This is a genomic window from Thioclava indica (assembly GCF_000714545.1).
In the GTDB taxonomy this organism is placed as follows: Bacteria; Pseudomonadota; Alphaproteobacteria; order Rhodobacterales; family Rhodobacteraceae; genus Thioclava; species Thioclava indica.
Genome location: NZ_AUNB01000010.1, coordinates 20,447 through 44,958, shown reverse-complemented (window position 1 = coordinate 44,958; position 24,512 = coordinate 20,447). Strand labels below are relative to the sequence as shown.

Sequence of the window (24,512 nt, the reverse complement as noted above, 5' to 3'; positions counted from 1 at the left end):
TCAGGCAGCTTGCTGTGCCTTGATCTCACGCAGCCAGTTTTTCAACTCGGTCATCAGGTGATCCGATTGCGGCATGAATTCCGCTTCAAGAAGTTGCACGGCCAAAGTTTCATTGCGCTGCTCAATCGCACCGATCACCTCACCAGCGGTTTGGTGAAATGCGTGATGCAAACGATTGATTTCGCAAAACTGCGCGTCAGTATGCAGATACTCTTGCTCGGGCGCATGCATCCATTTTCCAAATGAACAGCAAGTGTCGCATTTCGCGTCCTCACTCGTGACCGTCGAAATCCCCGAAGCCACCGTCGCCTTAAGCTTGATTTTCCAAGAGGCATGCGCACCAATTGCGGTCCGCAGCGCATCATCTAGAGATTTGTTCATCCATCCGTCCTTCGCATGTCGTCCCGCGAAACATGCGCGTTCAGGAGTGAAGATCGGGTAAATTTTTGGCTTAGGGCGTGTTTTTGTCCTTCACGCCCAACCCGCGCCCGGTCCTGATCGCCTCGTGACCAAAGCGCGCGCGGATCGCATCGGCTGCCCGCTCCGCCCCGGCGCGCTTACTGGCTTGCGGGTCCAGCAGATCGCCCACCGGATCGCGCGCGTCAGCGGCACCAAGGTCTGTGAACCCGATCCCAATCAAACGATAGGCGGTATCGGGGGGCAGCGCATCAAACAGCCGCTCGCCCGCACGATACAACGTGTCGGCGAGCTGGCTCGGTTCCTCAAGTTGGGTTTGCCGCGTCAGCGTGGAAAAATCGGCGCGCTTGAGCTTGAGCGTCACCGTGCGCCCGGCAATCTCACGCGCCTTCATCCGCGCCGACACCTTTTCGGCCAGGTGCCAAAGCTGCGCCAATAGCGCATCCCGCCCGCTGATATCCACGCCGAACGTGGTCTCGTTCGAGATCGATTTGATCGGCGCGCCAGGGGTGATTTTGCGAGTATCTCGCCCATGCGCCAACTCAAACAGACGCGCGCCAGTCACCCCAAACCGCGCAACCAGCCGATCATGGCCCGCGCGGCGAATATCGGCCAGCGTGCGGATACCAGCGCGTCCCAAAGCGGCGCGCGTCGCCGCCCCGACACCCCACAAAACGCCAACCGGCTGGTCCCGCAGAAACGCCTCGGTATCCGCGCGCCCGATCACCGAAAACCCGCGCGGCTTATCCAGATCCGAAGCGATCTTGGCGAGAAACTTGTTATGCGAGAGCCCGACCGAGGCGCTAACCCCGATCTCGGTTTCAATCGCGCGTGCCAACCGGGCCATTTGCAGCGCCGGAGGGGCGCTATGCAGCCTGGCCGTGCCAGTCAGATCCAGAAACGCCTCATCCAGCGAAAGCGGCTCTATCAGCGGCGTCAGCGCCGCCATCCGCGCGCGAATTTGGCGCGAAACGGCAACGTAATGATCCATGCGCGGCTTGATAATCACGGCATCGGGGCACAGCTTGCGCGCCTGAAACATCGGCATCGCCGAGCGCACACCCGAAATCCGCGCGATATAACAACAGGTGGTGACAACACCGCGCGTGCCGCCCCCGACAATCACGGGTTTTGAACTCAGCGAGGGATCGTCGCGCTTCTCCACCGACGCGTAAAAACTGTCGCAATCAATATGCGCGACTGACAATTCAAACAGTTCGGGGTGGGACAAAATACGACTGCGCCCACACCGCGGGCAGCGTTTGGGCGCGTCTTCGAAGCTTTCAAGGCAGTCGCGGCATAAGGCGGGCATGGTCAGATTGTCTCCAGACCCATCTTGTACGCCATCTTCCTCTTGACGGAAATATCCCGGGGGGGCCGGGGGGCAGAGCCCCCCGGCCGGTTTTCTTTAGTGCAAGGGCACGCCTTCGCCGTTCGGTTGGCCCTTGGGCGCGGCTGCATGACCATCAATCACCAGCCCATCGGGACCAGCCGTGACCGTCACAGTTGCACCATCCATCACCTTGCCGCCCAATATCGCCTCGGCGAGCGGGTCTTGCAGCGACCGCTGGATCACCCGTTTCAAGGGGCGCGCCCCATAGACCGGATCATAGCCCGCATCCGCCAGCCATTTGCGCGCTGCCTCATCCAGATCCAGCGAGATCTTGCGCTGCGCCAGACGTTTCTCCAGCAGCTTGAGCTGAATGGTCACGATGCCCGTCATATCCGCGCGGTTGAGCCTGTCAAAGATCACCATCTCATCAAGACGGTTGAGGAATTCGGGGCGGAAATGTGCCCGAACGGCCTCCATGACCTGCTCCTTGGCCTCGCTTGTGTCGGTGCCTTCGGGCAACCGGCTTAGCGCTTGCGATCCCAGATTCGACGTCAAGACGATCAGCGTTTGCTTGAAGTCGACCGTGCGGCCCTGACCATCGGTCAGCACACCATCATCAAGCACCTGCAACAGCACGTTGAACACGTCGGGGTGCGCCTTTTCGACCTCATCGAACAGCACGACCTGATAGGGACGCCGACGCACCGCTTCGGTCAGCACGCCACCCTCGTCATAGCCGACATAGCCCGGAGGGGCACCAATCAGCCGCGAGACCGAATGCTTCTCCATGAACTCGGACATGTCGATGCGCACCATCGCCTGATCATCATCAAACAGATAGTTCGCGACGGCCTTGGTCAGCTCGGTTTTCCCCACACCTGTCGGGCCGAGGAACAGGAAGCTGCCAAGCGGGCGGTTCTCGTCGTTCAAACCCGCCCGCGCACGGCGCACAGCGTTGGCCACAGCCGTGATCGCGGTATCCTGACCGATGACGCGCTTGTGCAGCTCTTCTTCCATCTTAAGCAGTTTCTCGCGCTCACCTTCCAGCATTTTGCTGGTCGGGATACCCGTCCAACGCTCGACCACTTCCGCGATCTGCTCGGGGCGCACCGATTCCTCGACCAAAAGATCGTCACCATCGGCGGAGTCAGCTTCCGATAGCTGCTTTTCCAGCGACGGGATGATGCCGTAAGACAGCTCACCTGCGCGGGCCAGATTGCCTTCGCGCTTGGCCTGATCCAGCTCGGCGCGCGCCTTGTCGAGTTGCTCTTTCAGATTGCGACCCGATTCCAGCTTGTCGCGCTCTGCCTGCCATTTGGCAGTCATCTCCGAGGCACGTTCCTGCACTTCGGCCAGTTCCTTCTCGATCTTTTCGAGCCGGTCCTTGGACGCTGCGTCATCCTCTTTCTTAAGCGCCTCGGCCTCGATCTGCATTTGCAGGATTTGGCGATCCAACGCGTCAAGTTCCTCGGGCTTGCTGTCGACTTCCATGCGCAGACGCGACGCGGCCTCATCGACAAGGTCAATCGCCTTGTCGGGCAGGAAGCGGTCGGTGATGTAGCGATGGCTGAGCTGTGCCGCAGCAACCAGCGCGCTATCCGAAATCCGCACGCCGTGGTGCATCTCGTATTTGTCTTTGATGCCGCGCAGGATAGAAATCGTGTCTTCGACCGTCGGCTCTTCGACCATCACAGGTTGGAAACGCCGTGCCAAAGCCGCGTCTTTCTCGACATATTTGCGATATTCATCCAGCGTCGTGGCGCCCACGCAATGCAACTCACCGCGCGCCAAAGCGGGCTTGATCAGGTTGGCCGCATCCATCGCACCATCGGATTTCCCTGCGCCGACAAGCGTGTGCATTTCGTCGATGAACAAGATGATTTCACCCGCAGCCGCCTCAATTTCCTTGAGCACGGATTTCAGACGTTCCTCAAACTCGCCACGATACTTTGCACCGGCGATCAACGCACCCATATCCAGCGCGAGCAGCTTTTTGTTCTGCAGGCTTTCAGGCACGTCACCGTCGATGATGCGCAGCGCAAGACCCTCGGCAATCGCGGTTTTACCCACGCCCGGTTCCCCGATCAGCACGGGGTTGTTCTTGGTGCGCCGCGACAGCACCTGCATGGTGCGCCGGATCTCATCATCGCGCCCGATGATCGGGTCAATCTTGCCCTGCTCGGCGGCTTCGGTCAGATCGCGCGCATATTTCTTGAGCGCGTCATAGCCTTCCTCGGCCGAAGCACTATCGGCCGTGCGCCCCTTGCGCAGATCATTGATCGCCGTATTCAGTGATTGCGCCGTGACCGCCCCGGCCTCAAGCGCGTCTTTCGCGCGTGTGTTCACCAAAGCCAGCGCCATCAGCACGCGCTCAACGGGCACAAAGCTGTCACCGGCTTTCTTGGCGATCTTCTCGGCCTCGTCCAGAACACGTACAAGGCTTTGCTCGACATAAACCTGACCGTCGCCGCCCGAAACTTTGGGCAGCTTGTTCACCGCAATATCAACAGCTTCTTGCACGCGCTTGGGTTCGCCACCTGCACGGGCGATCAAATTGGCCGACAGGCCTTGGTCGTCATCCATCAATGCCTTCAAAAGATGCTCGGGCACCACGCGTTGATGGCCCTCACGCATCGCGATGGTCTGTGCGGCCTGAAGGAATCCGCGCGACCGTTCCGTGAACTTTTCCATGTCCATCGGTCTCTCCTTTTTGATAAAGCCCCCGGAAAATTTCGGGCCCTGAAAAGGCGCCCACTGGCCGGGTCTCGGTTAAGAAATGGGCGCATTGCCGTGAAGCTTCAAGAGCAATTTACGGGGCTTGCGATGATATTTTGTCGCGCCGGGAAACCAAATGGTAACCTTCTGCGTTGATTATCAGATAACTTCGTTTTGATCGTGGAGGCCTGTAAAATGCATCACGCTATCGCCACCCGGATCGCGCTTTTGATCTATAACGCCGCGCAACGCCGCTTTGAGGCAGTCGTGGAATTCTTCACGCCCGGCCTTGCGATGCCGCTGCGCGTTCCCGTGCGTGTCGAGGCCAATGAGCGGATCTGCCATAGCCAACTCACCCGCGCGCTGACGCGCGAGGCGCAGCGTCGCGGCATCGGCGGGCTCTAAACGCCGCAGCCGCGCTTGACCTAGGCGCAATTGCCCCTCATCAGGAAGTGACCCGCGAAAGGAGCGCCCTGATGACTGACCTCACCTTGCCCGCAGATGACCGCCTGATCGTCGCGCTAGATGTGCCCAACGCCCATGAGGGGCTTTTGCTGGCCAATCGGCTGGGTGATGCCGTGTCGTTTTACAAGATCGGGCTGGGGATGTTGACGGGGGGCGGACTCGCGCTTGCGACCGAACTCAAGCTCGATCAGGGCAAGCGTATTTTTCTGGATATGAAGCTGTTTGATATCGGCGCGACGGTTGAGGCTGCGGTGAAGGGGCTGGCCCAGTTCGAGCTGGATTTCCTGACGGTGCATGGCGACCCCCATGTCGTAAACGCGGCCAAGCAGGGCGCTGCCGGCAAGGATATGAAAATCCTCGCGGTGACAATCCTGACCTCGCTGGATCGCGCCGATCTGGATGGTGCGCTGATCAAGCCCGGTGACATCGCCGATCTGGTGCTCGAACGGGCAGGCCGTGCATTTGATGCGGGCGCAGATGGGGTGATCGCCAGCCCGCAAGAGGCCGCGCTGATTCGCGCCTTGCCCGAAGCCGAGGGAAAGCTGATTGTGACACCCGGCGTGCGCCCCGCAGGGGCCGATCTGGGCGATCAAAAACGTATCGCAACTCCAGCTTCGGCCATCGCAGCAGGCGCTGATCATATCGTCGTAGGCCGCCCCATCCATCGCGCCAGCGATCCGCGCGCCGCTGCCGAGGCGATCATCGCCGAGCTACGCGGCGTCTGATCGCAACCTCATTGCGTCTTGGTCGGATCCGCAGTCACTCCGCCTTTCGGTGTGGGGTCCACGGTCACGCTTGCCGCATTCGGATCGGATATCTGTCTATAGGGTGGTGGGTCGGTGGCCACCTGATCGCCGCCATCCAACGGGGTGTCAGCGACAAGCCAGATCACCACACCCAGAGCGACAGCAAGCGCCACGAAGGTCATGATCAACCCACCAAGATTGGTTTGTCGTGAAGATCTAAGCGTCATGCTTGTTCCTTTCCTTACACACGAGAAACGCAGAGACGGGCGACACGTTCCCTTGATCGTCAAGATCGGCGATGACCGGCTTGTCGAAAAACGGCGCCCCGAAAGGCGCCGTGTTTATTTTGCAAAGCTTGCCGTGCGGGGTTTGCTTTGCCTATGAGACTGCAACAATTTTAACCGTATAATCGAATGGAAAACGGCACACCCCGCGCGTGCGTTCCATCACATCACCTCAGTTTTCATTGATGTCGCGATCCCAATGTTTGGTTTGGCCGTGCCGCACGCCCAGCACGCGGCGCAGCACCAGCCATGTCACCACCGAAACCACCGCGAAAATCAAAAGCGTCAGCGGCAAGGCGTGTCCGAGAACGCCAATCCAGATCAGCGCCCCGACTATCACCGCACCGATTGCGAAGCCCAAGAATACGAAGCCGGGGATAAGCATTTCCAACACGCCCAGTACGACGCCCGCGACGACCCAAACCCAACCTTGTTGCCAGTATTCCATCACTTTTTCCCGAGTAGATAGAAGGCGTCGGTAAAGGCCTCCAGCGCGGCGGCGGGCAGGATAACCGTCTGCTTTCCTTCGCCCTTGGCAATTTGGGCGATCGCATCGACCTGTTTCAGCGCGACTTGATATTGCGCCGCCTCAAGCCCGTTTTTAGAAATCGCGACGGCCACGACCTCGGTCGCGTAGGCTTCGGCATCGGCGGTGACGCGACGGGCCTCTGCCTCTTTTTGCGCCTGAAACAACTGCGCTTCGGCATTCAGCTCGATTGCGCGTTTGCGCCCCTCGGCCTCGGTCACGGTGGCGCGGCGCGCGCGCTCGGCGTTGAGCTGCTGCATCATCGCGGCGCGTGTGGCCTCATCAAGGTTCACGTCCAGCACTTCGGCGCGCGTCACCTCGATCCCCCAGTCATCGACCATCGCAGCGACCTGTTCGCGGACCTTGGAAATCAGCTGGGCGCGGTTCGATTGCACCTCATCAAGTTCCAGCACACCGATTTCCGAGCGCACAATCCCTGCGACCGTGGTAGCAATCGCGGCATCGACATCGCGGATACGATAGACCGTTTTTTCCGGCTCGATGATGCGATAAAAGACCGAGGTTTCGACCTTAACCAGCACGTTATCGGCGGTGATCCCGTCTTGCAGCGCATTGGGCAACTGACGTTCTAGGATCGAGATTTTATGCGGCACGCGGTCCAGAAACGGCACGATAAAGTTCAGCCCCGGCCCCAGTACGCAGCGCAACCGTCCAAAGCGTTCAACGACATATTTTTCAGATTGCGGCACGATCCGCACGCCCAGAAAGACGCAGATGATCAGGAAACCCGCAATAGCGATCATCACGATGTCGCCGCCGCCCAGTAGATCGATAATGTTCATACTTGTCCTATTGATTACATGCTGCTTTGCAGTTTGACCGTGAGTATAGCCTTATTGTGGCGCATTGGGGAAAACTCTGAGGCCGAGCAACACCAACACCACCAGAACGGCCCAGCCGCCGGGGCGCGAAAGCAGCCAGATCGCGACGGCAACACTGGCAAGGACCAGGCGTGAGCCTGCCATGCCAAGCACACCCAAAACCGCCCCCATCAGCGCGGGCTTTCGTTGTGTAAAACTGTCATGGCCTGCTCCTGCCTTTTGCCCCAGAGTGCCGCAAAAGGTGCGTTTTGGAAAGTGTTAACGCCGCAGGCAGATCGCGCCGTCAGTCGCGTGTTCCGGCAAAACGATTTTGCCACTCTTCGCGCTCTTCATCTGCGATCTTGCGAAACAGAACTTCTGGCGTGGTGAACGCATGACCAGCAGGTAGGGCGGTCAGCGCGGCTTTCACATCTTGCGGCCAGCTACGATCCTCGGTCTGCATCGCGCCCAGCATCGTTTCGGCTGCATCGGGGATGAATGGCGCAGACAATACTGCATAAAGCGGGATCAGGTTCAGCGCGAGGCGCGCAATTGCTGCCGCTTGGTCGGGATCGGTTTTGAACACCGACCACGGGGCCGCACCTTGCAAATACTCGTTCCCCGCCACCCAGATCGCGCGCAATTCCGCAGCGGATTTGCGAATGTCCATCGCTTCCATATGGGTTTCATAGGCGCGGATGCGGGTGGTCAGCTCGTCAATCAACGCGGCTTCCTGATCGCCCCATTCCCCACCCTCGGGCAGTGCCTCGCCGAATTTCGAGCGGGTGAATTTGGTGATGCGCGAGACGAAGTTGCCCAGCACATCCGCCAGATCCTTGTTCACCGAAGTCTGGAAATTCTCCCAAGTGAACTCGCTATCGGCGCTTTCGGGCGCATGGGACAGCAGCCACCAGCGCCAGTAATCGGCGGGCAGGATTTCCAGCGCCTGATCCATGAACACGCCGCGCCCGCGCGAGGTGCTGAACTGGCCGCCATCATAGTTCAGGTAGTTGAACGATTTGATGTAATCGACCAGCTTCCACGGCTCATTGCTGCCCAAAATCGTCGCCGGGAAAGACAGCGTGTGGAAGGGCACGTTATCCTTGCCCATGAACTCGGTGTAGGTCACGTCATCGGCGCCCTTGTCGGTGCGCCACCAGCGCTCCCAATCGCCGCCGGTCTTGTCGGCCCATTCCTGCGTCGCTGCAAGATATTCGATTGGAGCGTCGAACCAGACGTAGAAAACCTTGCCCTCCATGCCCGACCACGGCGCGCCCTCAAACTGCGCAGGCACCCCCCAAGACAGATCGCGCGTAATGCCGCGATCTTGCAAACCGTCGCCATCATGCAGCCATTTCTTGGCAATCGAGGTGGTCAGCAGCGGCCAGTCGGTCTTGCTGTCGATCCACGCATCCAACTGATCCTTCATCGCCGATTGACGCAAGAACAAGTGCTTGGTCTCGCGCAATTCCAGATCGGTCGAGCCGGAAATCACCGAATGCGGATTGATCAGATCGACCGGATCAAGCTGCTTGGTGCAATTGTCGCATTGATCGCCGCGCGCGCTTTCGAAACCGCAATTGGGGCAGGTGCCCTCAATATAGCGGTCGGGCAAAAAGCGGCCATCAGCGTTGGAATACATCTGCTTTTCAGTCACTTCGCGCAGCAACCCAGCCTTGGCCAGTTGCACGGCAAAATGCTGCGTCAGCTTGCGGTTCTGCACGCTGGACGAGCGCCCGAAATGATCGAAACTCAGCTTGAAGCCGCGCGCGATCCCGGCCTGAACCTCGTGCATCTCGGTGCAATACTCGTCCACTGGCTTACCCGCTTTGGCGGCGGCCAATTCGGCGGGCGTGCCGTGTTCGTCCGTCGCGCAGATGAACATCACCTCGTGGCCGCGCGCGCGCTGGTAGCGGGCAAACAGATCGGCGGGCAATTGGCTGCCCACGAGATTGCCCAGATGCTTGATCCCGTTGATGTAGGGAATGGCCGAGGTGATGAGATGACGCGCCATGAGAGGCCTCTTGAACAGATGCGTTTGGCGCGGGTTTACAGGGGTTTGCGAGCGAGGGCTAGGGGTGGCACGGTAGCGCCACCGACTTAACGCGAAGCGATTTGATTGCCGTTATGGGCGGCGGCTAACTGTCTCATCCATCAGGCTTTCATGAAGCCAACCGTGATGGCATCCCCGACGGTGTTGCGCAAAACGCCAGGACGGGATGAGGGCTTCGCGTTTCCTGGACGCCTGTCCTCCATGCTCATGCCGATCCCTCGTTGGTTTCTACACTGTCGAGTTTAACCTACGGGCGCTCCATTTGATCGCTGCTGCGCATAGAGAAAGATTTGCTTGGGTCGCTGAGTAGGGGATAGAAGAGGGGGCGCATCAGTTAGAATTTATGCAGAGGGTAGCCGAATTGGGACATGCCGCTATCGTTCGGAACTTTTTTGGGGAAGAAACTTCTCTAACTGAGCTGAAATTCTTCTTTATTTTCTGCCCTAACAATTCTGGCACGACAATACTGTCGCAATATTTCGCCAGTCAAACTAGTGGCTATCTGCCGCCTTTCGGGAATAATGAGGGGCAGATGGCTCCCGCCGTGACGGAAATGATGCGCACTCGGCCGTGGGATCAAGATCAAAAGTTTGATTGGGCATTTATACGGAAGGAGTGGGAAGCTCTTGCGGCGGGCGATATGTTCGTAGAGGCATCGCCACCAAACTTGATCAGAGTGGACGATATTAAGGCCGTTTTCGGACAAGATAGTTCAGGCTTGATAAGTATCTGTAATCCGTATCAACATATATCATCGGCTTATCGACGCTATCACAAAGATCCCAAATTGGTTGCTCGAAATTGGTTGCGTAAGGCGCGCCAAATCATGAAGCTTCGACAGGAGTATCCGTTTTTTCCGTTTGTTCGTTACGAAGACTTTGTAGAGCGGCCAAGTGTCGTGAATGACATCTTTGGAGTTCGCATCAAAGACTCGGATCTACCCGGAAAAAAGAGATCCGGTATCTCCGGGATCAAGTCTGCATATTGCAGATCAATAGGATTTTTCACCTCAGAAGAAGTGATTTCCATCAGTAATATTCTTGCCACTGAACGCGACGTTGTGGGCCATTTGGGTTATTCCCTCAGTGGTTCTGAAATTCTGGACATCGCGCGCGAGCGAGATCCAGAAGAATTTCTAACAGGGCAAAATAACAGACGTGAATTTGATCGGCGTTTAAGCGCCAAGGTGAGAGTGAAATAGGTTTGACCTGTTGCGCTTTGGTGCCGGTCTCCGTGATAGTTATCAAAGATGAGAAAAGTGCCGAACATTCGTAAGCGCGCCATTGGCACCGCCTGCCTGACGCTGGGGCGATGATCTAAGACACGTGCTTAACTACGTCGTTAACGACGTGTCTTATGCGGGGTCTGCGATGCGTGGCGAAATTCTTGGAGTGGAGCGGCGACGGTTTTGGTGAGATGAGGACAAGCTCGAGATCGTCACATCGGTGGGGATTGGCGGAGCAACGGTGACGCAGGTGGCGCAGCGTCATGAGGTGACCAGGCAGCAGATTTACAAATGGCGGCATGAGCTCAAGAAGAAAGGCCTGTGGTCGCCTACGGCCGGGGCGGTCTTCTTTCCGTTGGGTATTCCAGTGGCGGCCAGAGTTCCTGTGATGGAGCCATTAACTGCCGAAACGCCGCCATCGAGCGTGGTTGAGTTACGCTTGCGGGATGGCCGCAGTTTGCACTTTGACAGCGCTATGGACCCAGCCGCACTGACGTCCCTAATCCGAGCGGTCGAAGCCGCTTGATCGGGCCTGGGACTGGTGTTCGGGTGTATCTGGCCTGCGGTGTAACAGATATGCGAAAGGGGATCGCGGGGCTGGCGGCACTTTCCCAAGACGTGCTGCGTCAAAAACCCGCCAGTGGGGCCGTGTTTGCATTCCGGGGGCGCCGTGGTGACCGTCTGAAGTTGCTTTACTGGGATGGCCAAGGCTTTTGTCTCTATTACAAGGTGCTGGAGCGTGGCCATTTCCCTTGGCCGGGCGCCAAGGATGGCGCGGTGCGGCTGACTTCTGCGCAGCTCGCGATGCTCTGGGCCCCTCTCGCGCATGCGGGCATGCGCTGCCGGGCAGGGGGGGATCGATTGGCGACGCCCGGATTGGGGCGCTCCTCCTGCGCGTGTCGGGTAGTTTTGCGCCCTCATTCACGTTATTTATATGGTGCTTTCCCCTGATTTTTGGTAGTCAGGCCCATGTCGAAACCTGCTGAAAATCTGCCTGACGATCCCGCCGAATTGAGGGCGATGATCGCAGCTTTGCAGGCGGAAAACGCCCGGATCGAGGCAGAGAATGCCAAGATGTCGGCGACGTTGCGGGTTCATGACCAGCTGGTTCAGGCTCTTCGCTTGCGGATCGCCAAGCTCCAGAAAATGGCCTTCGGCAAGTCCTCCGAAAGGATCGAGCGCGAGATTCCCTCTCGGGCCATTGGCTTCGCAATGCCCTGCCGTGCAGCGGAACAACTGGAATTGGCACTGGAAGATCTGCTGGTTGCGGTGGCCGAGGAGGATGACGCGCCCATCGACGAAGGGCAGGACGAACCGGCCAGTGATGCGTCCTCTGCATCCGCGCCGCGCCGCCCCCGCGTGTCTCGGATGCGACACCGCGTGAACGCCATGAGCTTGATCCTGGTGCCTGTTGCTCCGACTGTGGCGGAGATCTGTACGTGGTGGGCGAGGATGTCAGCGAACTTCTCGACATGATCGCCGCTCAGATGAAGGTGATCTGTTACCCGGCAGGGTTTTGCGCAGCAAAAGCCCGAGTATCCGTATTGATCAAGCGGGATATTCATTCCATTTTCGCCCATCTCGCAGCAATGCGTTTGCCATGACAATCAGCTTGCGCATGACGGCTGTGATGGCCAGCTTCTTGCACTTCCCGGTCGATACCAACTGCTCGTATTTTGCTTTCATGTCAGGATTAAAACGTGTTGCTACAACCGCGGGTAAATAGACTGCGTGTCTGACGCTGGCACGACCGCCCTGAATATGTTCTCTGCCCTGCCACTTTCCAGATTGCTTGGAGATTGGAGCGAGACCGGCCAGTTTTGCGGCTTGCTTACCGCTCAAATGCCCTAGTTCAGGCATGTCCGTCAGGATCGCACAGGCCGTGACCTTGGCTATGCCAGGAATGCTTACCAGAATGTCAGCCTTTGCGCGCAGTTCCTGATCTGCGGCAATGATCGTGTCGAGCAGATCTGCAATCTGCAAAAGGTCGCGATCGATCTGACCCAATCGGCGTTTGATCTGCTGGGACAGCAAGCGGTGAGTTGTGGCCGCAAGGCGTGCTTTGGCCGCAGTGCGATCCTTGATCAGAGCTTGCCGCGCAGTTGCCAACTGCTTGAGATCATGCAGCGTTTCGCTCTTTGGTTGATCTGCCTTCAACTGTAATAGCGACCCCATTTGGCCAGCATTACAGCGTCTACGCGGTCTGTTTTTGCCAACTGGCCCGCCCCTTCGCCAAAGCGCCGTGCCTGGCGTGGGTTCACACGCGAAAAGCCAATCGCGTGTTGCGCCAAGCCTGTTTCTACACATCGATGATAGATGCCGGTCGATTCAAAAATGACGCGCGAAACCCCTGTTGTAGCCGCCCAAAGTGCGAGGGCCTTAACCCCCTTTTTGTCGTTGCTGAACTGCTTGTGCTCCTCCTTGGCAAGCCAATACGCATCCAATTTATCTTTCGAAATATCGATCCCAATGGTATCTTTCATGCGTCTTTTCCTCACCTTGTCTTGTCATGCGGGCCCACAGCCCAAGTATCCGTCCAGGTCAGTAGAAAAGACGGAGGTGACCATACTCGTGCGCGGTCCACGACGACCAAGAGGGGAACGGTCCGACCTCCGCCGCTGCCCGGCCCCGCAAGCGACTGCCGTGCCGGGCAGCTATTCCAGCTTCACACAGGAACTGCTCAATTAATAAGACAAGAGGGCAGATCGCCCGGATCAAGAAATCCTGTCGTCGCTGCGAGCGGATGGTGCAGGAGCCGGCCCCCAGCCGTCCGATCCCGGGCAGCATGGCCCCTCTCGGCGATTGCAGACAATCGCCTGCCGGGCAACGGGGGCCAAACCTGCTGGCCCATGTTCTGGTCTCGAAGTTCGACGACCACCTTCCCCTTTATCGCCAGCACGAGATCTTCGCGCGCATGGGGGCTGATATCCCCGAAAGCACTCTGGTCGGCTGGGTGAACGCCGGTCCACGAAGTGGCGGGGCGTCCAGTGGACGCACCGAGGTGTGAACGGGCGAAGCCCAGGGTGGCCGCGCCATGAATACCCTGTCGCCGTTGATCGAACGCATCGAGGCGGACATCATGACCAGCGATCTGCTGCACGCGCCCTCTCGGCCGATTGCTTCGCAATCGCCTGCCGGGTAACAGATGACTCGCCGATCCGGGTGCTGGATCGCTCTTTACGCGACAAAGGCCTTGGCAAAGGGGGCAAACAAGGCCGGATCTGGGCCTATGTGCGCGATCAAAGAGCTTGGGCGGGCGCTGCGCCACCCGGTGCTGTATATCGCTTTGCCCCGGACTGGAAGGAAGAGCACGTCCTGAGCCATTTGGCCAATGCCCGTGGTATCCTCCAAGCGGATGGTTACAAGGGCTATGCCAAGCTCTACGAGCCAGAACCCGATGGCCCGCCCCGTTTGCGCGAAGCGGCCTGTTGGGCGCATCTCCGACGTGACTTCCATGACTTTTGGGCCTCGACGAAAGCCGAGATCGCCCGCGAGGCGCTTGATCGGATCGGCAAGTTCTACGATGTCGAGCGCGACAGGAACGGCCAGCCCGCTGACGTCCGCCATGCGGCACGGCAAAAGTTGAGCCGCCCGCATGTCGAAGACATCTTTGCATGGCCCGAACAGCAGCTCCTGCGCATTCCGGGCAAAAGCGATCTGGCCAAGGCCTTCCGCTATGGCCTCAATCGGCAGGCAGCCTTTAGCTTGTTTCTGGCCGATGGCCGTGTGGCGATCGATAACAGTCCAGCCGAGCGTGCCCTACGCCCAATCGGGATAGGAGGAAAAAACTGGCTCTTCGCGGGCGCGGATACCGGCGCAGAAAGCCTTGCGCGCGCCATGACCATCATTGAGACAGCCAAACTCAACGACCTTGATCCGCAGGCCTATCTCGCTGACATCCTCGACCGTATCCACGATCACAAGATCAATCGGCTGGATGAATTGTTGCCCTGGAATTGGGCGACGCGGGCATCAGCAACGGGCAGTCAAGCTGCGTAAGCTGCGGTATCAACGGGGCGCTTGCGAACCAGATTATCTTCTGCGTGTTTTGTTTTGGTGAGGCGGTCGCATCGCATGTTTGCGGAGAGGCGGGATAGTTTGCCTCAGGTGTTCTTTAAAAAATATTACCTGCAGTATTCAACTTCCAGTGGACGTTAAAGCTCGATTTAACAAGCGCGATTCGTTGATGGTATTCCGCCTTTTCACTCTCTGTCGACATAATGGCAGCGCAGAATGCAGCGAGAATGAAGGTCTCTAAATCGGTCGGAATGATCGGTTTCGCGCAAACATTTTCAGTGGGTTGGTTCACAAATTCAGATAGTTATGGCTTTTTTTGGGTCGAGGTTATGAGATTCCAACAATCCATAGATTCAAGGCTCTCTAAATGCCATGCGGATCAAAGGTAACTAAATTTCTTTTCGGCTCGCTATGGCTTCAAATAGCAAAGCGGCATTGGCGCCCTGAAGCATTTTCTTATTTTCTCGAGCTGTTCTCAAGGCGTCCGAGAAAACCCCTCGGGCTTCAGTCATAGCGATTCGCATTTTATCAAGCTTCCACTGATCAATCAGTCCCCAAATATCCCCATCTCTAAGTCTATTGGCTGTCGTCCAAATTCTCTTTGAACTTTCAGTAGTAGCAAGTTCCTCTTTCCAAATGCTCGACTCAATTTGTTGCAAAGCTCTGGAGGCTTGAGAGAAGTAGATATAAAGGGCCGATTCCGATATTCGGTCCAGCTGCCATGTCATGTTTCCTAAAAGCCAGCGCGATAGGCTCATTTTTAAATCTCTGCGATTTTTATCGATTTTGTTCATAATTGTATCAAAATGGATAAAAAATGCTGCAAGCTCCACACCGGTTGACGTCATAGTTTGGCCGGGGCGATTGATGCGATGGTAGCAGATCGCTTTGTCAAAAAATCCGATGCTATTTGCGTAAAGGCAAACATCCCAGTGAAAAGGATTGTCCTCAAAGAAAAAGTCACCCTCGGGAAAGAGGATTTCATTTTCTAAAAGAAACTCCCGTCGGTAGAATTTTCTCCAAGGAACGGCTATAAAGGAAACAGCGACTTGGCGAAGCTCTTCCAAGTTCGCGCTATGATTAATGTTATTCCAGCGCTGCGAATCGGAGGGTTTCTTGAATATATCGTTTTTCTGATCGTACTCCTTATAATTTGCAATCATAATATCGAGCTCATGGAGAGACCAATAGCTCCGAGCTTCACGAAAGGCATTGACATCAAGCCAATCGTCGCCATCAACAAAAAAGACCGTATCGCGCGATGCCTCTCTTAAGCCGATATTTCCGCCTATGCCTACGCCGCCATAAGTATTTGTTCCCAGGAAAATATGGTTAACTTCAACATCATCGATGAAGCCTGTGCCTTCTGAAAATTCGCGAATTATAGCTTCTGTAGCGTCGGTCGATCCATCATCGACAAGAATTATTTGATCTCCGGGACGAACGATCATTGATACGCTCTTTAGGCATTTAAGGATATAATTTTCGATGTTATATGTCGTTATGATAAAGCTGATTTTGGACATGAAATCACGCGCCCTCTCGCAAGAGAAATTTTACGATACTTTCTGCCTTTTCCGGTTGCCATAAAGCAAAAACGCGAAACTCGTCTGGATGAAAGCGCAGGTAGGCTGTTAAGGTCAGTTCAGAGAATTTGGCTCGTATATCATGGTCCACTTGATTGAGGTTCCAACGGCAAATCGTATCGACAAAATGTATAAAATGACGCATGAATATAGTGTTGCGGTGACTTTCTCGAATGGAATTTGTTAAGTCTTCCAAGATTTCGTTTATACAAAGACGTTCTTCTCCGCGTCGAGTCGTCAGATGATGATCCCTCTCGCCGACGATATGGATTGCTCCAATTTCACGCACGGCCAGAATAGAGCGAGCTTTTAGGAAGCTAAGCCAATGCAGGCGAATATCGTTGTGCACTGGCGTTTCCGAGCAGTTTATTTTCTGCGACCGTAGAAAACCGGTGCGATATATCTTATTCCAGGGATAAGCACTGATCGTGCATAAATGAGCGCTCTGCTCTCGGGTTAGCAGCTTCTCGTTGGTCTTGCCCAACGCGACGTCCCATTGTCGTTCATCTGTGGCGAATGAGGCCTCGCGACCCTCGGAATTTAAGACGCGTGAATCGGTGTGCCGGAAGATCGTAAAATCTGGTATTTCATCTCGAATGTGGCGTCGCCAAATCAGAGGCAGCTTTTCGGATAGGTGGTCATCAGCGTCAAAAAACAATACGTTCTTCGCATTTACGGCCGCGAGTCCTATATTTCTCGCAGCCCCGGCACCACGTTGTTCGGGAGATCGGATATAAGTAAGCCGAGCACCAAGAGTTTCTGAAGTGAAGCCGAGATGTTCGGGATTGCAATCTACATCAGACGCATCGTCGCATACGATAACTTCTGAGAATATATTCATGCGTGAGATTTGGGTTAGCAAGAAAACTAAGTCTTGCGGTATATTCCATACTGGAATTACGATTGCCAAGTCTTCCGGCTGGCCCATTGTGTCTTGCTCGCTCAAGTGACTATCAAACGACAAATAGGCGAATGTCGAGAAGACTTATGTCAAACTCACCCGGACGAAAGAATAAAATTAAATCCCGCCACTGAACCTGACGTGGCAAATTTGGATTTTTATCGAATTCAATCACGTCTAGATGAACGCTTGCTTGTGCAAATGAGACCATCGTTTTCGAAAAGAATATATCTTGGAAATCTCCATCTTTCCCCGAGCGCAGACAAATTTTCGTGGTCATTGATGACGGAGATCTGCTTTTGATAAGCACGCCAAGCAGCAACGAGCCGCTTAGGTTCATTTCACCCAGAGAAATATGCAGCGCCTGCCATTTCGGTGTTTTTGATCCGCCATGTTGCATCGACAGCGACAGCATTTCTCCGCTCGTAGATTCATAATGCCCCTTCACCTTGCTGATAGGATCATTCGAAAGCCGAATACCCTCAATGATTGGCGTCTCCGCAGCTAAAAGCTTGCCTCGACCCTCATGTGCTTTCAGGGATTGAAGAAGGAATCGAGCCTGCGCATCGGCTCCGGTTAGCAAGTTATTCATGAATTCATCTTATCCTAGGGGCGTCGGCCAATAAGATGAAATCGATGAAGAATAGTCAACCTATGATTGCATGGCGCTGTCTTAGAGCCGCCCCCGAAGAGAATGACCTTTTGAGACTAGGATTATCGGTTGCTCGTTTCTGGCAGTATCTCCCGGGTTCTGGGCGCGACTACATGCGTGCTACGTGGCGGGCTGAGGCTCAACTCTCCCCCATCCAGTAACGAAAAAGGGCGCCCCGAAGGACGCCCTTGATCTGCGAAACATGCGCTCAGGCTCAGAAGCCGAGGCCAGCATATTTGTTTTTGAACTTCGACACACGACCGCCGGTATCCATCAGGCGCGAGCTGCCGCCGTTCCACGCCGGATGCGAGGTCGGGTCGATGTCGAGCGTCATGGTCGCACCTTCGTCGCCCCAAGTGGTGCGCGTCTGGTACTCGGTCCCGTCGGTCATTTTGACGGTGATCATGTGGTAGTCGGGATGGGTTTCGGCTTTCATAGTCCCGCTCCTTACGCTTTGGCTTTGTAGTTGGTGTCTTCGGCGATACGAGCCGATTTACCGCGACGGGTGCGCAGATAATACAGCTTGGCGCGACGCACGCGACCACGGCGGACAACTTCGATCGAATCGATGTTGGTCGAATACAGCGGGAACACACGCTCCACGCCTTCGCCGAACGAGATCTTGCGCACGGTGAACGAAGCGGCCAGCGTTGCGCCGCCTTTGCGCGCGATGCAGACGCCTTCATACATCTGAACGCGCGAGCGGGTGCCCTCGGTTACTTTGTAGCCCACGCGAACGGTGTCGCCGGCTTTGAAATCGGGGATAGTCTTTTCGAGTGCGGCGATTTGTTCCGCCTCGATCTGCGCGATCAGGTTCATCGCAAGTCCTTTCATATGCTCACGGTTTTTTCCGTGAAGGTTTGTCGCCGCCTCAGAGCTCCGGGTCTTCGTCGGGTGCGTGCCTTGATCGCAAGGGTCATGCCCGCCGGGAGGGTTCAGGTCGTCTTTCGCTTTAGGCTTTGATCTGCGACGGTTGCGCGGAGGAAGAAAGCGTCCGCACGCCATAGACCAAAGGTCCGAAGACCGATTCCGGCTCAGACCTGCGCCTGATACGGTCAAATCGCGATGAAATCAAGCCTCGCCATCACCCGATTTTCCCTGTTTTTGCAGGTATTGCGCCCAAAGATCGGGGCGGCGGGTGCGCGTCAGCGCCTCTGACATCTCGTGACGCCATTTTTCGATGCGTCCATGATGGCCCGACATCAACACCTCGGGAATCGCGCACCCCTCCCACTCGGCGGGTTTGGTATATTGTGGATGTTCCAGCAAGCCATTGGAATGGCTCTCTTCTACCGCAGACTCGGCATTGCCCAAGACGCCGGGGATCAGCCGCACGGTCGCGTCGATCAGCACTTGCGCGGCCACCTCGCCGCCAGTCAGCACGAAATCCCCGATGCTGACCTCTTCGATGCCGAACTGTTCGAGCACGCGCTCGTCCACCCCCTCGAATCGCCCGCATAACAAGGTCATTCCCTCGGCCTGCGCATAGCGTTGCGCCATCGCTTGTGTCAGCGGCGCACCGCGCGGCGACAGGTACACCACCGGCCAAAGCGTGCGGTCCTGTGGCGTTCCGATGCGCGCCTGAGCCAGCGCCGCACCGACCACATCGGCGCGTAGCACCATGCCCGCGCCGCCCCCTGCAGGGGTGTCGTCGACATTGTGATGCTTGCCGATCCCGAACGGGCGCAGGTCAATCGTTTCCAGCGCCCAAAGCCCCAATTCCCGCGCCTTGCCAAGCAGGCTAAGCCCCAGCGTGCCGGGAAACGCATCGGGGAACAGCGTCACGATCTTCGCGGTCCACGCGCCCTTGATGTGCGGCGGCTCATCCATCAACGAGCGCGGCTGACGGCTGGCAGAGATGCTGAGACGGCCATGCGATTTGCGACCCATCGGGGGAGTGTCAGTCATTCTTAGCCCTCAATTTTGCGTCTTCACGCCATGCTACGCGCATCAGCTCGCGCTTGGCCTGCTCGGTTGCTTCGCTCGACAAACCCTGCGCATTGATCGCTGCCAAGGCATCGGCCAAAGTGGTCAAATCAACCCCGCGGGGGCGCGCATTCTGCGGCTGAGCCGGCTTGATCTGCGCGCGATCTGCTGAGCCAAGGCCCATCAGATCCAGCAGCGGCGCAATCGGACCTTCGGGCAATCTGCGCGTGTCTTCAAGGGCGCGCACGGTTAGTGGCGTGTCCCCCAGCGCAGCGCGGGTCTCGGCCAGCACCCTATCAATATCGAAATGTGGTGTAATGCGCGCACGAAAGGCGGCTTGCGTTTCAGTCAGCGAGCTGGTGCGTACCTGTTGCCAATGCAGACTGTCGATCCACGCTGCGGTATCGCGGGTGGCTAGGTAAAACTGCAGGTCGACAGATTTCCCCAGTTGTTTCTGGATTACCTCGCGCATCGCCCCCAGCAGGATCGGTGCGACCGCGTAACTGGTGACGTTCGGATCGCCGGGCATCGCGCCCATGATCCGCTCGTTCGAGATGACGATGCCACGCGCGTCACGGCGTTGCTCGTCCAGCCAATCGGCCAGAGCCGCCTTGAACAGGCCTAGCTCCAGCGGATCACCATTGATCGAGACATGGCGCGCCGCGCGCGAAATCCCCGCAATGTCATAGCGCAGCCCGAAAACCCAATCGGGAAGCCTGTCGCGCGCCTCGCGCAAGATCGCTTGAATGGTCGAACTGCCGGTCTTGTGAAAACCGGCATGAACGATCACGCGCATCGGTTACAGATCCTCGGGCGGGTCGATCACGATGCGCGCGGCGGCCAGGTCGACTGTGGGCACATGGGCTTTGGTGAACGGCAGCAGCAGCGCGGTTTTGCGTCCCGGCGCGTTGATTTCCAGAATATCGCCCGCGCCATGATTGTGCACCGCATGCACCTTGCCGACTTTCGCACCGCCCGTATCAACGACCTCAAGCCCGATCAGATCAGCGTGGTAGAACTCGTCATCAGGCAGCGAAGGCAGTTGCGCGCGATCGGTCCAAAGCGTGGTGCCGCGCAGCGCATCGGCTTGTTCCTTGGTCGCGACGTTTTCGATGCGCGCGCCCAGCCCGTTCTTGAGCGGACGGGTGAGCTTTATCTCATAGGTCTGTGTGCCGTCTTCGCTATAAAGCGGGGCATAATCGGCGATATCTTCGGGTTCGGCACAAAAGCTTTTGATACGAACCTCGCCCTGCACGCCGAACGCGCCGGCGATGGCGCCCACACAGATACGCTCGGAATTGGACATGACGCGCTCCTAACTGCCGAAAAACGGGTAGGGGCCGGGCGTTATGCCCGGCCCGCCAGCCATCGCAAATCGCGACTTATTCTGCCGAGGCTTCTTCGGCCGGAGCATTGGCTTCGGCTTCTTTTGCAGCTTTCTGCTCGGCACGCTCGGTGGCTTTTTTGCCGGGAACCGCTTTTTTCATGTTCTTGCGCTCGGTCTTGGCAACGACACCAGCCGCTTCAAGGAAACGCGTGATACGGTCGGTGGGCTGAGCGCCTTTTTCGAGCCAGTATTTCACGCGTTCCATGTCCATTTTCACGCGCTCTTCGCTGTCCTTGGCGAGCAGCGGATTATAGGTGCCCAGCTTTTCCAGGAAGCGACCGTCGCGCGGCATGCGCGAGTCGGTAGCGACGATCGAATAGAACGGGCGCTTCTTGGAGCCCCCACGGGCGAGACGGATCTTCATAGCCATTGCGTTATCTCCTTTAGATGGCTGGTGATGGGCTCAATTGGCCCGTCATTTCTGGTGTTATTTCTGTAGTTTCTCGTGGTGCCGGATCACTTCCGAGATCACGAAATTCAGGAATTTCTTGGCGAACTCCGGGTCAAGCCCGGACTCAAGCGCCAGCGTTTCAAGTCGCGCGATTTGCGTGGCTTCGCGCGCGGGATCGGACGGGGGCAGCGCATGTTCGGCCTTGAGTTTGCCCACAGCTTTGGTCTGCGCGAACCGCTCGGCCAAAGTGTAGATCAGCACGGCATCCAGCCGGTCGATGCTGTCGCGATGTTCGGCCAGCAGATCGGCGGCGCGGGTGGTGGGATCGCTCATCGGCTCAGTTCTTCTTTCCAAAGCCCGACAGGCCCGGCGGCAACGCGCCGCCCAAACCGCCAAGCCCGCCTTTGGGCAGTTTGCCACCCATCGCTTTGGCTGCGGCTTCCAGTTCGGCGGGGTCCATATTGGCCAGATCGGGCGTGCCGCCCTTGCCGCCCATCATCTTCATCGCCTGCTTGAGCATCCCGCCCTTGCCCATCTTGGACAGCTTTTTCATCTGGTCCGACATCTGGCGGTGCATCTTGAGCAGCTTGTTCAGGTCAGACACTTCCAAGCCCGAGCCTGCCGCAATCCGCTTTTTGCGGCTCGCTTGCAGGATTTGCGGATTGGCGCGCTCTTTCTTGGTCATCGAGTTGATCAGCGCGATCTGGTGGGTGATCGTCTTGTCGTTTAGCCCCGCGTCCTCGGCTTGTTTGGCGTATTTCGCCATGCCCGGCATCATGCCCATCACGCCCTGCATCCCGCCCATCTTGAGCATCTGATCCAGTTGGCCCTTCATGTCGTTCATGTTGAACAGGCCCTTTTGAAAGCGCTTGGCCATGCGCTCGGCTTGTTCCTGTTCCAGCGTTTCCTGCGCGCGCTCGACCAGCGCGACGATATCGCCCATACCAAGGATGCGGCCCGCGACACGCTCGGCCTCAAAGGTCTCAAGCGCGTCCATCTTTTCGCCAAGACCGACAAAGCGGATCGGTTTGCCCGTGACGGCGCGCATCGACAGCGCCGCACCGCCGCGTCCGTCGCCATCCATCCGCGTCAGCACGACGCCCGAAACGCCGACTTTCTCGTCAAACTCGGTCGCGACATTCACCGCGTCCTGACCGGTCAGACCATCGACGACCAGCAGGGTTTCGCGCGGGTTCGCCACGTCACGAACCGCCTGCACCTCGTCCATCAGGACTTCGTCGATATGCAGGCGCCCGGCGGTGTCGAGCATGTAAACGTCATACCCACCCAGCATCGCCTGTTGCTTGGCGCGCTTGGCGATTTGCACGGCGGTCTCGCCCTTGATGATCGGCAGCGTATCCACGCCGATCTGCGTGCCAAGGATCGCGAGCTGCTCCATTGCGGCGGGGCGGTTGGTGTCGAGCGAGGCCATCAGCACCCGCTTGCCTTCACGATCCTTCAGCCGTTTGGCGAGTTTCGCGGTGGTCGTGGTTTTCCCCGAGCCTTGCAGGCCGACCATCAGGATCGGCGCAGGCGGGTTGTCGATCTTCAGCGCATCAGCGGGGCCGTCGCCCGAGAGCATTGCGATCAGCTCGTCATGCACGATCTTGACGACCTGCTGGCCGGGCGTCACCGATTTGGTGACCGACGCGCCGGTCGCCTTGCCTTCAACCGATTTCACAAACTGGCGCGCAACGGGCAGCGAGACGTCAGCCTCAAGCAATGCCGTGCGCACTTCGCGCAGCGCGGTTTTCACGTCATCTGCGGACAGCGCACCTTGTTTGGTGAGCCGGTCGAATACGCCACCAAGGCGTTCTGATAGACTTTCAAACATGGGCACCTCCATAAACAGGGCCAGACAAACGACAATCACACCAGTGGGCGCAACGCGCTGACTGGTGGCGATCCCGACCGAATGCCGGGACCGGAGGGAATAGTCCTCCGGGGAATCTGGGCGTGGATAGGACAAAGGCCACGCAGAGTCAACTACGGGGCGAGACGTGAAGCACGCAAGCAGGTTTTCCCACAGCAGCGGGCTATGGCTCTATTTCACAAGAAGGTTGCGGAATTTGATGCTGTCGGGGCGGAATCGCTCTTGCACAAAAGAACGCAACTTGCATGACTGTCCGGGATACGTTCGTGGATGCACAGGTGGGCGCGCAAGATGGGTTTAGATAGCTGGGACGAAATTCGCACCGCGTTTCAGGTGGCCCGCGTGGGCACCGTTTCGGGCGCGGCCGAGGTGCTGGGCGTGCATCATGCGACGGTGATCCGCCATGTCGATGCGCTGGAGGACAAGCTGGGCACCAAGCTGTTCCAACGCCACCCGCGCGGCTACACCCCGACCGAGGCGGGGCAGCAACTGTTGTCGGTGGGGCAGGCGACCGAAGATCAGTTCAGCCAACTCGCGGCGCGTCTTGCCGGTGCGGGCGAAGAGGTGTCGGGCGAATTGATCGTGACCTCGATTACTCCGGCTTCGGTTCTGGTGCTGCCTGCGATGGACAAGTTGCTGACGGATTACCCTGAATTGCGGCTGCGCTATCTGACCGATCTGCGCGTGTTCCGGCTGGAATATGGCGAGGCCCATGTCGCGATCCGCGCGGGCAATCGCCCGACCGAGCCTGACAATGTGGTGCAATCACTGGGGCGGATGCAGAGCACGCTGTTCGCGAGCCATGCCTATATCGAACGCTATGGGATTCCACGCTCCAAGGAAGACATGGCCAAGCACCGCTTTGTCTCGACCGACAATCGCGACAGCCGCGCCCCGTTTTTCCGCTGGATCTCGGAAAACGTGCCCGACGCGAATGTCGTGTTTCGCGCCAATGAGCACGAGGCGCAGGTCGATGCGATCAAGCAGGGCTTGGGTATGGGCTTTTTGACCGTGCCGATGGGACGCGCCGACCCCAAACTGGAAGAGGTCGTGAAGCCCTATGACACATGGGATTCCAACATCTGGCTCGTCACCCATGTCGATTTGCACCGCACGCCCAAGGTTCAGGCCGCCGTCAAGGCGATCAAGGAACAGGCGCTGAAATCCGAGGGTTTGATCTCGGATTGAACCGCG

At 57.5% G+C, this 24,512-nt stretch carries 26 protein-coding genes and 3 pseudogenes; 8 read left to right on the top strand and 21 right to left on the bottom strand.

The window, feature by feature from the left end; genetic code table 11:
* The 3 genes from DT23_RS03455 to clpB all read right to left on the bottom strand — a co-directional run bounded on the left by DT23_RS03455 (position 1) and on the right by clpB (position 4,447).
* Complete coding sequence (locus tag DT23_RS03455) at positions 1-381, bottom strand: CZB domain-containing protein (protein WP_038128271.1); 381 nt, start codon at positions 379-381, stop codon at positions 1-3.
* Positions 382-451: 70 nt separating this feature from the next.
* A complete protein-coding gene (locus DT23_RS03450) occupies positions 452-1,729 on the bottom strand; it encodes a DNA polymerase IV (protein WP_038128269.1) in 1,278 nt (425 codons plus the stop codon).
* Positions 1,730-1,825: 96 nt separating this feature from the next.
* A complete protein-coding gene (gene clpB, locus DT23_RS03445; RefSeq protein ID WP_038128266.1) occupies positions 1,826-4,447 on the bottom strand; it encodes an ATP-dependent chaperone ClpB in 2,622 nt (873 codons plus the stop codon).
* A gap of 213 nt (positions 4,448-4,660) precedes the next feature.
* On the opposite strand from clpB, the gene DT23_RS03440 reads away from it, so the two are divergent.
* Both DT23_RS03440 and pyrF read left to right on the top strand, forming a co-directional pair.
* A complete protein-coding gene (locus tag DT23_RS03440) occupies positions 4,661-4,870 on the top strand; it encodes a hypothetical protein (RefSeq protein ID WP_038128265.1) in 210 nt (69 codons plus the stop codon).
* 71 nt (positions 4,871-4,941) lie between these two features.
* Positions 4,942-5,655 (top strand): orotidine-5'-phosphate decarboxylase, encoded by a 714-nt coding sequence (pyrF, locus tag DT23_RS03435; RefSeq protein ID WP_038128263.1) that lies wholly within the window; start codon positions 4,942-4,944, stop codon positions 5,653-5,655.
* An 8-nt stretch (positions 5,656-5,663) separates the two neighbouring features.
* Here the strand turns inward: pyrF and DT23_RS03430 are convergent, their stop codons facing one another.
* The 5 genes from DT23_RS03430 to metG all read right to left on the bottom strand — a co-directional run bounded on the left by DT23_RS03430 (position 5,664) and on the right by metG (position 9,321).
* Complete coding sequence (locus tag DT23_RS03430; RefSeq protein WP_038128260.1) at positions 5,664-5,903, bottom strand: hypothetical protein; 240 nt, start codon at positions 5,901-5,903, stop codon at positions 5,664-5,666.
* Between the two features lie 229 nt (positions 5,904-6,132).
* Complete coding sequence (locus DT23_RS03425; RefSeq protein WP_038128259.1) at positions 6,133-6,408, bottom strand: NfeD family protein; 276 nt, start codon at positions 6,406-6,408, stop codon at positions 6,133-6,135.
* Positions 6,408-7,289 carry an SPFH domain-containing protein gene (locus tag DT23_RS03420; RefSeq protein ID WP_038128255.1) on the bottom strand — a complete coding sequence of 294 codons (882 nt, stop codon included), beginning with the start codon at positions 7,287-7,289 and terminating at the stop codon, positions 6,408-6,410. The genes DT23_RS03425 and DT23_RS03420 overlap by 1 nt, the downstream gene beginning before the upstream one ends.
* 51 nt (positions 7,290-7,340) lie before the next feature.
* On the bottom strand, positions 7,341-7,472 hold the full coding sequence (locus tag DT23_RS20135) for a hypothetical protein (protein WP_276202207.1): 132 nt from the start codon (positions 7,470-7,472) through the stop codon (positions 7,341-7,343).
* Positions 7,473-7,611: 139 nt separating this feature from the next.
* The gene (gene metG, locus DT23_RS03415; RefSeq protein ID WP_038128253.1) at positions 7,612-9,321 is read right to left on the bottom strand and encodes a methionine--tRNA ligase; all 1,710 of its coding nucleotides are present in this window, start codon (positions 9,319-9,321) and stop codon (positions 7,612-7,614) included.
* Positions 9,322-9,721: 400 nt separating this feature from the next.
* On the opposite strand from metG, the gene DT23_RS03410 reads away from it, so the two are divergent.
* From DT23_RS03410 to DT23_RS03400, 4 genes and pseudogenes are all read left to right on the top strand, one after another.
* The gene (locus DT23_RS03410) at positions 9,722-10,561 is read left to right on the top strand and encodes a sulfotransferase family protein (protein ID WP_156023845.1); all 840 of its coding nucleotides are present in this window, start codon (positions 9,722-9,724) and stop codon (positions 10,559-10,561) included.
* Between the two features lie 226 nt (positions 10,562-10,787).
* Positions 10,788-11,111: pseudogene (locus DT23_RS20290) on the top strand (transposase); the annotation flags it as partial.
* Between the two features lie 23 nt (positions 11,112-11,134).
* A complete protein-coding gene (gene tnpB, locus DT23_RS20285; RefSeq protein WP_420804674.1) occupies positions 11,135-11,536 on the top strand; it encodes an IS66 family insertion sequence element accessory protein TnpB in 402 nt (133 codons plus the stop codon).
* Between the two features lie 18 nt (positions 11,537-11,554).
* Positions 11,555-12,084: pseudogene (locus DT23_RS03400) on the top strand (IS66 family transposase zinc-finger binding domain-containing protein); the annotation flags it as partial.
* A 49-nt stretch (positions 12,085-12,133) separates the two neighbouring features.
* Here DT23_RS03400 and DT23_RS03395 read toward each other — a convergent pair.
* Positions 12,134-12,760 carry a transposase gene (locus DT23_RS03395; RefSeq protein WP_240473534.1) on the bottom strand — a complete coding sequence of 209 codons (627 nt, stop codon included), beginning with the start codon at positions 12,758-12,760 and terminating at the stop codon, positions 12,134-12,136.
* Complete coding sequence (locus DT23_RS19935; RefSeq protein WP_240473533.1) at positions 12,739-13,068, bottom strand: IS110 family transposase; 330 nt, start codon at positions 13,066-13,068, stop codon at positions 12,739-12,741. Before DT23_RS19935 ends, DT23_RS03395 begins: the two co-directional genes overlap by 22 nt.
* 218 nt (positions 13,069-13,286) lie before the next feature.
* On the opposite strand from DT23_RS19935, the pseudogene tnpC reads away from it, so the two are divergent.
* Positions 13,287-14,584: pseudogene (gene tnpC / locus DT23_RS03390) on the top strand (IS66 family transposase); the annotation flags it as partial.
* A 407-nt stretch (positions 14,585-14,991) separates the two neighbouring features.
* On the opposite strand, the gene DT23_RS03385 reads toward tnpC, so the two are convergent.
* The 11 genes from DT23_RS03385 to ffh form a co-directional block, all read right to left on the bottom strand.
* Positions 14,992-16,128, bottom strand: coding sequence for a glycosyltransferase family 2 protein (locus DT23_RS03385; protein WP_038128249.1), 1,137 nt, complete (start codon positions 16,126-16,128; stop codon positions 14,992-14,994).
* 4 nt (positions 16,129-16,132) lie between these two features.
* Entirely contained in the window at positions 16,133-17,134 is a 1,002-nt protein-coding gene (locus tag DT23_RS03380) for a glycosyltransferase family 2 protein (RefSeq protein WP_156023843.1), read from the bottom strand.
* A gap of 7 nt (positions 17,135-17,141) precedes the next feature.
* Positions 17,142-17,681 carry a hypothetical protein gene (locus DT23_RS03375; RefSeq protein WP_156023842.1) on the bottom strand — a complete coding sequence of 180 codons (540 nt, stop codon included), beginning with the start codon at positions 17,679-17,681 and terminating at the stop codon, positions 17,142-17,144.
* 274 nt (positions 17,682-17,955) lie between these two features.
* A complete protein-coding gene (gene rpmE, locus DT23_RS03370; RefSeq protein WP_038128245.1) occupies positions 17,956-18,177 on the bottom strand; it encodes a 50S ribosomal protein L31 in 222 nt (73 codons plus the stop codon).
* 11 nt (positions 18,178-18,188) lie between these two features.
* Positions 18,189-18,560: a 50S ribosomal protein L19 gene (gene rplS / locus DT23_RS03365; RefSeq protein WP_038128337.1), complete on the bottom strand. Its 372-nt coding sequence runs from the start codon at positions 18,558-18,560 to the stop codon at positions 18,189-18,191.
* A gap of 252 nt (positions 18,561-18,812) precedes the next feature.
* On the bottom strand, positions 18,813-19,649 hold the full coding sequence (trmD, locus tag DT23_RS03360; RefSeq protein WP_038128242.1) for a tRNA (guanosine(37)-N1)-methyltransferase TrmD: 837 nt from the start codon (positions 19,647-19,649) through the stop codon (positions 18,813-18,815).
* Complete coding sequence (locus DT23_RS03355) at positions 19,642-20,463, bottom strand: hypothetical protein (RefSeq protein ID WP_038128240.1); 822 nt, start codon at positions 20,461-20,463, stop codon at positions 19,642-19,644. Before DT23_RS03355 ends, trmD begins: the two co-directional genes overlap by 8 nt.
* Before the next feature lie 3 nt (positions 20,464-20,466).
* Positions 20,467-20,973 (bottom strand): ribosome maturation factor RimM, encoded by a 507-nt coding sequence (gene rimM / locus DT23_RS03350; protein ID WP_038128238.1) that lies wholly within the window; start codon positions 20,971-20,973, stop codon positions 20,467-20,469.
* Between the two features lie 76 nt (positions 20,974-21,049).
* Positions 21,050-21,424 (bottom strand): 30S ribosomal protein S16, encoded by a 375-nt coding sequence (gene rpsP / locus DT23_RS03345; protein WP_038128235.1) that lies wholly within the window; start codon positions 21,422-21,424, stop codon positions 21,050-21,052.
* A gap of 57 nt (positions 21,425-21,481) precedes the next feature.
* Entirely contained in the window at positions 21,482-21,778 is a 297-nt protein-coding gene (locus DT23_RS03340) for a chorismate mutase (RefSeq protein ID WP_038128232.1), read from the bottom strand.
* A 4-nt stretch (positions 21,779-21,782) separates the two neighbouring features.
* Entirely contained in the window at positions 21,783-23,279 is a 1,497-nt protein-coding gene (gene ffh, locus DT23_RS03335) for a signal recognition particle protein (protein WP_038128229.1), read from the bottom strand.
* 330 nt (positions 23,280-23,609) lie between these two features.
* Here ffh and DT23_RS03330 point away from each other — a divergent pair, with 330 nt between their 5' ends.
* A complete protein-coding gene (locus DT23_RS03330) occupies positions 23,610-24,506 on the top strand; it encodes a LysR family transcriptional regulator (RefSeq protein WP_038128228.1) in 897 nt (298 codons plus the stop codon).
* The last annotated feature ends 6 nt before the right edge of the window (positions 24,507-24,512 follow it).

What these genes read in the sequence shown, in the direction of transcription:
- DT23_RS03455 (WP_038128271.1), bottom strand. Translation starts at nt 381, where the DNA reads ATGAACAAATCTCTAGATGATGCGCTGCGGACCGCAATTGGTGCGCAT.
- DT23_RS03425 (WP_038128259.1), bottom strand. Translation starts at nt 6,408, where the DNA reads ATGGAATACTGGCAACAAGGTTGGGTTTGGGTCGTCGCGGGCGTCGTA.
- DT23_RS03430 (WP_038128260.1), bottom strand. Translation starts at nt 5,903, where the DNA reads ATGACGCTTAGATCTTCACGACAAACCAATCTTGGTGGGTTGATCATG.
- metG (WP_038128253.1), bottom strand. Translation starts at nt 9,321, where the DNA reads ATGGCGCGTCATCTCATCACCTCGGCCATTCCCTACATCAACGGGATC.
- pyrF (WP_038128263.1), top strand. Translation starts at nt 4,942, where the DNA reads ATGACTGACCTCACCTTGCCCGCAGATGACCGCCTGATCGTCGCGCTA.
- DT23_RS03440 (WP_038128265.1), top strand. Translation starts at nt 4,661, where the DNA reads ATGCATCACGCTATCGCCACCCGGATCGCGCTTTTGATCTATAACGCC.
- DT23_RS03385 (WP_038128249.1), bottom strand. Translation starts at nt 16,128, where the DNA reads ATGTCCAAAATCAGCTTTATCATAACGACATATAACATCGAAAATTAT.
- DT23_RS03450 (WP_038128269.1), bottom strand. Translation starts at nt 1,729, where the DNA reads ATGCCCGCCTTATGCCGCGACTGCCTTGAAAGCTTCGAAGACGCGCCC.
- clpB (WP_038128266.1), bottom strand. Translation starts at nt 4,447, where the DNA reads ATGGACATGGAAAAGTTCACGGAACGGTCGCGCGGATTCCTTCAGGCC.
- DT23_RS03395 (WP_240473534.1), bottom strand. Translation starts at nt 12,760, where the DNA reads ATGGGGTCGCTATTACAGTTGAAGGCAGATCAACCAAAGAGCGAAACG.
- DT23_RS03420 (WP_038128255.1), bottom strand. Translation starts at nt 7,289, where the DNA reads ATGAACATTATCGATCTACTGGGCGGCGGCGACATCGTGATGATCGCT.
- DT23_RS20135 (WP_276202207.1), bottom strand. Translation starts at nt 7,472, where the DNA reads ATGGCAGGCTCACGCCTGGTCCTTGCCAGTGTTGCCGTCGCGATCTGG.
- rimM (WP_038128238.1), bottom strand. Translation starts at nt 20,973, where the DNA reads ATGTCCAATTCCGAGCGTATCTGTGTGGGCGCCATCGCCGGCGCGTTC.
- ffh (WP_038128229.1), bottom strand. Translation starts at nt 23,279, where the DNA reads ATGTTTGAAAGTCTATCAGAACGCCTTGGTGGCGTATTCGACCGGCTC.
- DT23_RS03340 (WP_038128232.1), bottom strand. Translation starts at nt 21,778, where the DNA reads ATGAGCGATCCCACCACCCGCGCCGCCGATCTGCTGGCCGAACATCGC.
- DT23_RS03330 (WP_038128228.1), top strand. Translation starts at nt 23,610, where the DNA reads ATGGGTTTAGATAGCTGGGACGAAATTCGCACCGCGTTTCAGGTGGCC.
- rpmE (WP_038128245.1), bottom strand. Translation starts at nt 18,177, where the DNA reads ATGAAAGCCGAAACCCATCCCGACTACCACATGATCACCGTCAAAATG.
- trmD (WP_038128242.1), bottom strand. Translation starts at nt 19,649, where the DNA reads ATGACTGACACTCCCCCGATGGGTCGCAAATCGCATGGCCGTCTCAGC.
- DT23_RS03375 (WP_156023842.1), bottom strand. Translation starts at nt 17,681, where the DNA reads ATGAATAACTTGCTAACCGGAGCCGATGCGCAGGCTCGATTCCTTCTT.
- rplS (WP_038128337.1), bottom strand. Translation starts at nt 18,560, where the DNA reads ATGAACCTGATCGCGCAGATCGAGGCGGAACAAATCGCCGCACTCGAA.
- DT23_RS03355 (WP_038128240.1), bottom strand. Translation starts at nt 20,463, where the DNA reads ATGCGCGTGATCGTTCATGCCGGTTTTCACAAGACCGGCAGTTCGACC.
- rpsP (WP_038128235.1), bottom strand. Translation starts at nt 21,424, where the DNA reads ATGGCTATGAAGATCCGTCTCGCCCGTGGGGGCTCCAAGAAGCGCCCG.
- DT23_RS19935 (WP_240473533.1), bottom strand. Translation starts at nt 13,068, where the DNA reads ATGAAAGATACCATTGGGATCGATATTTCGAAAGATAAATTGGATGCG.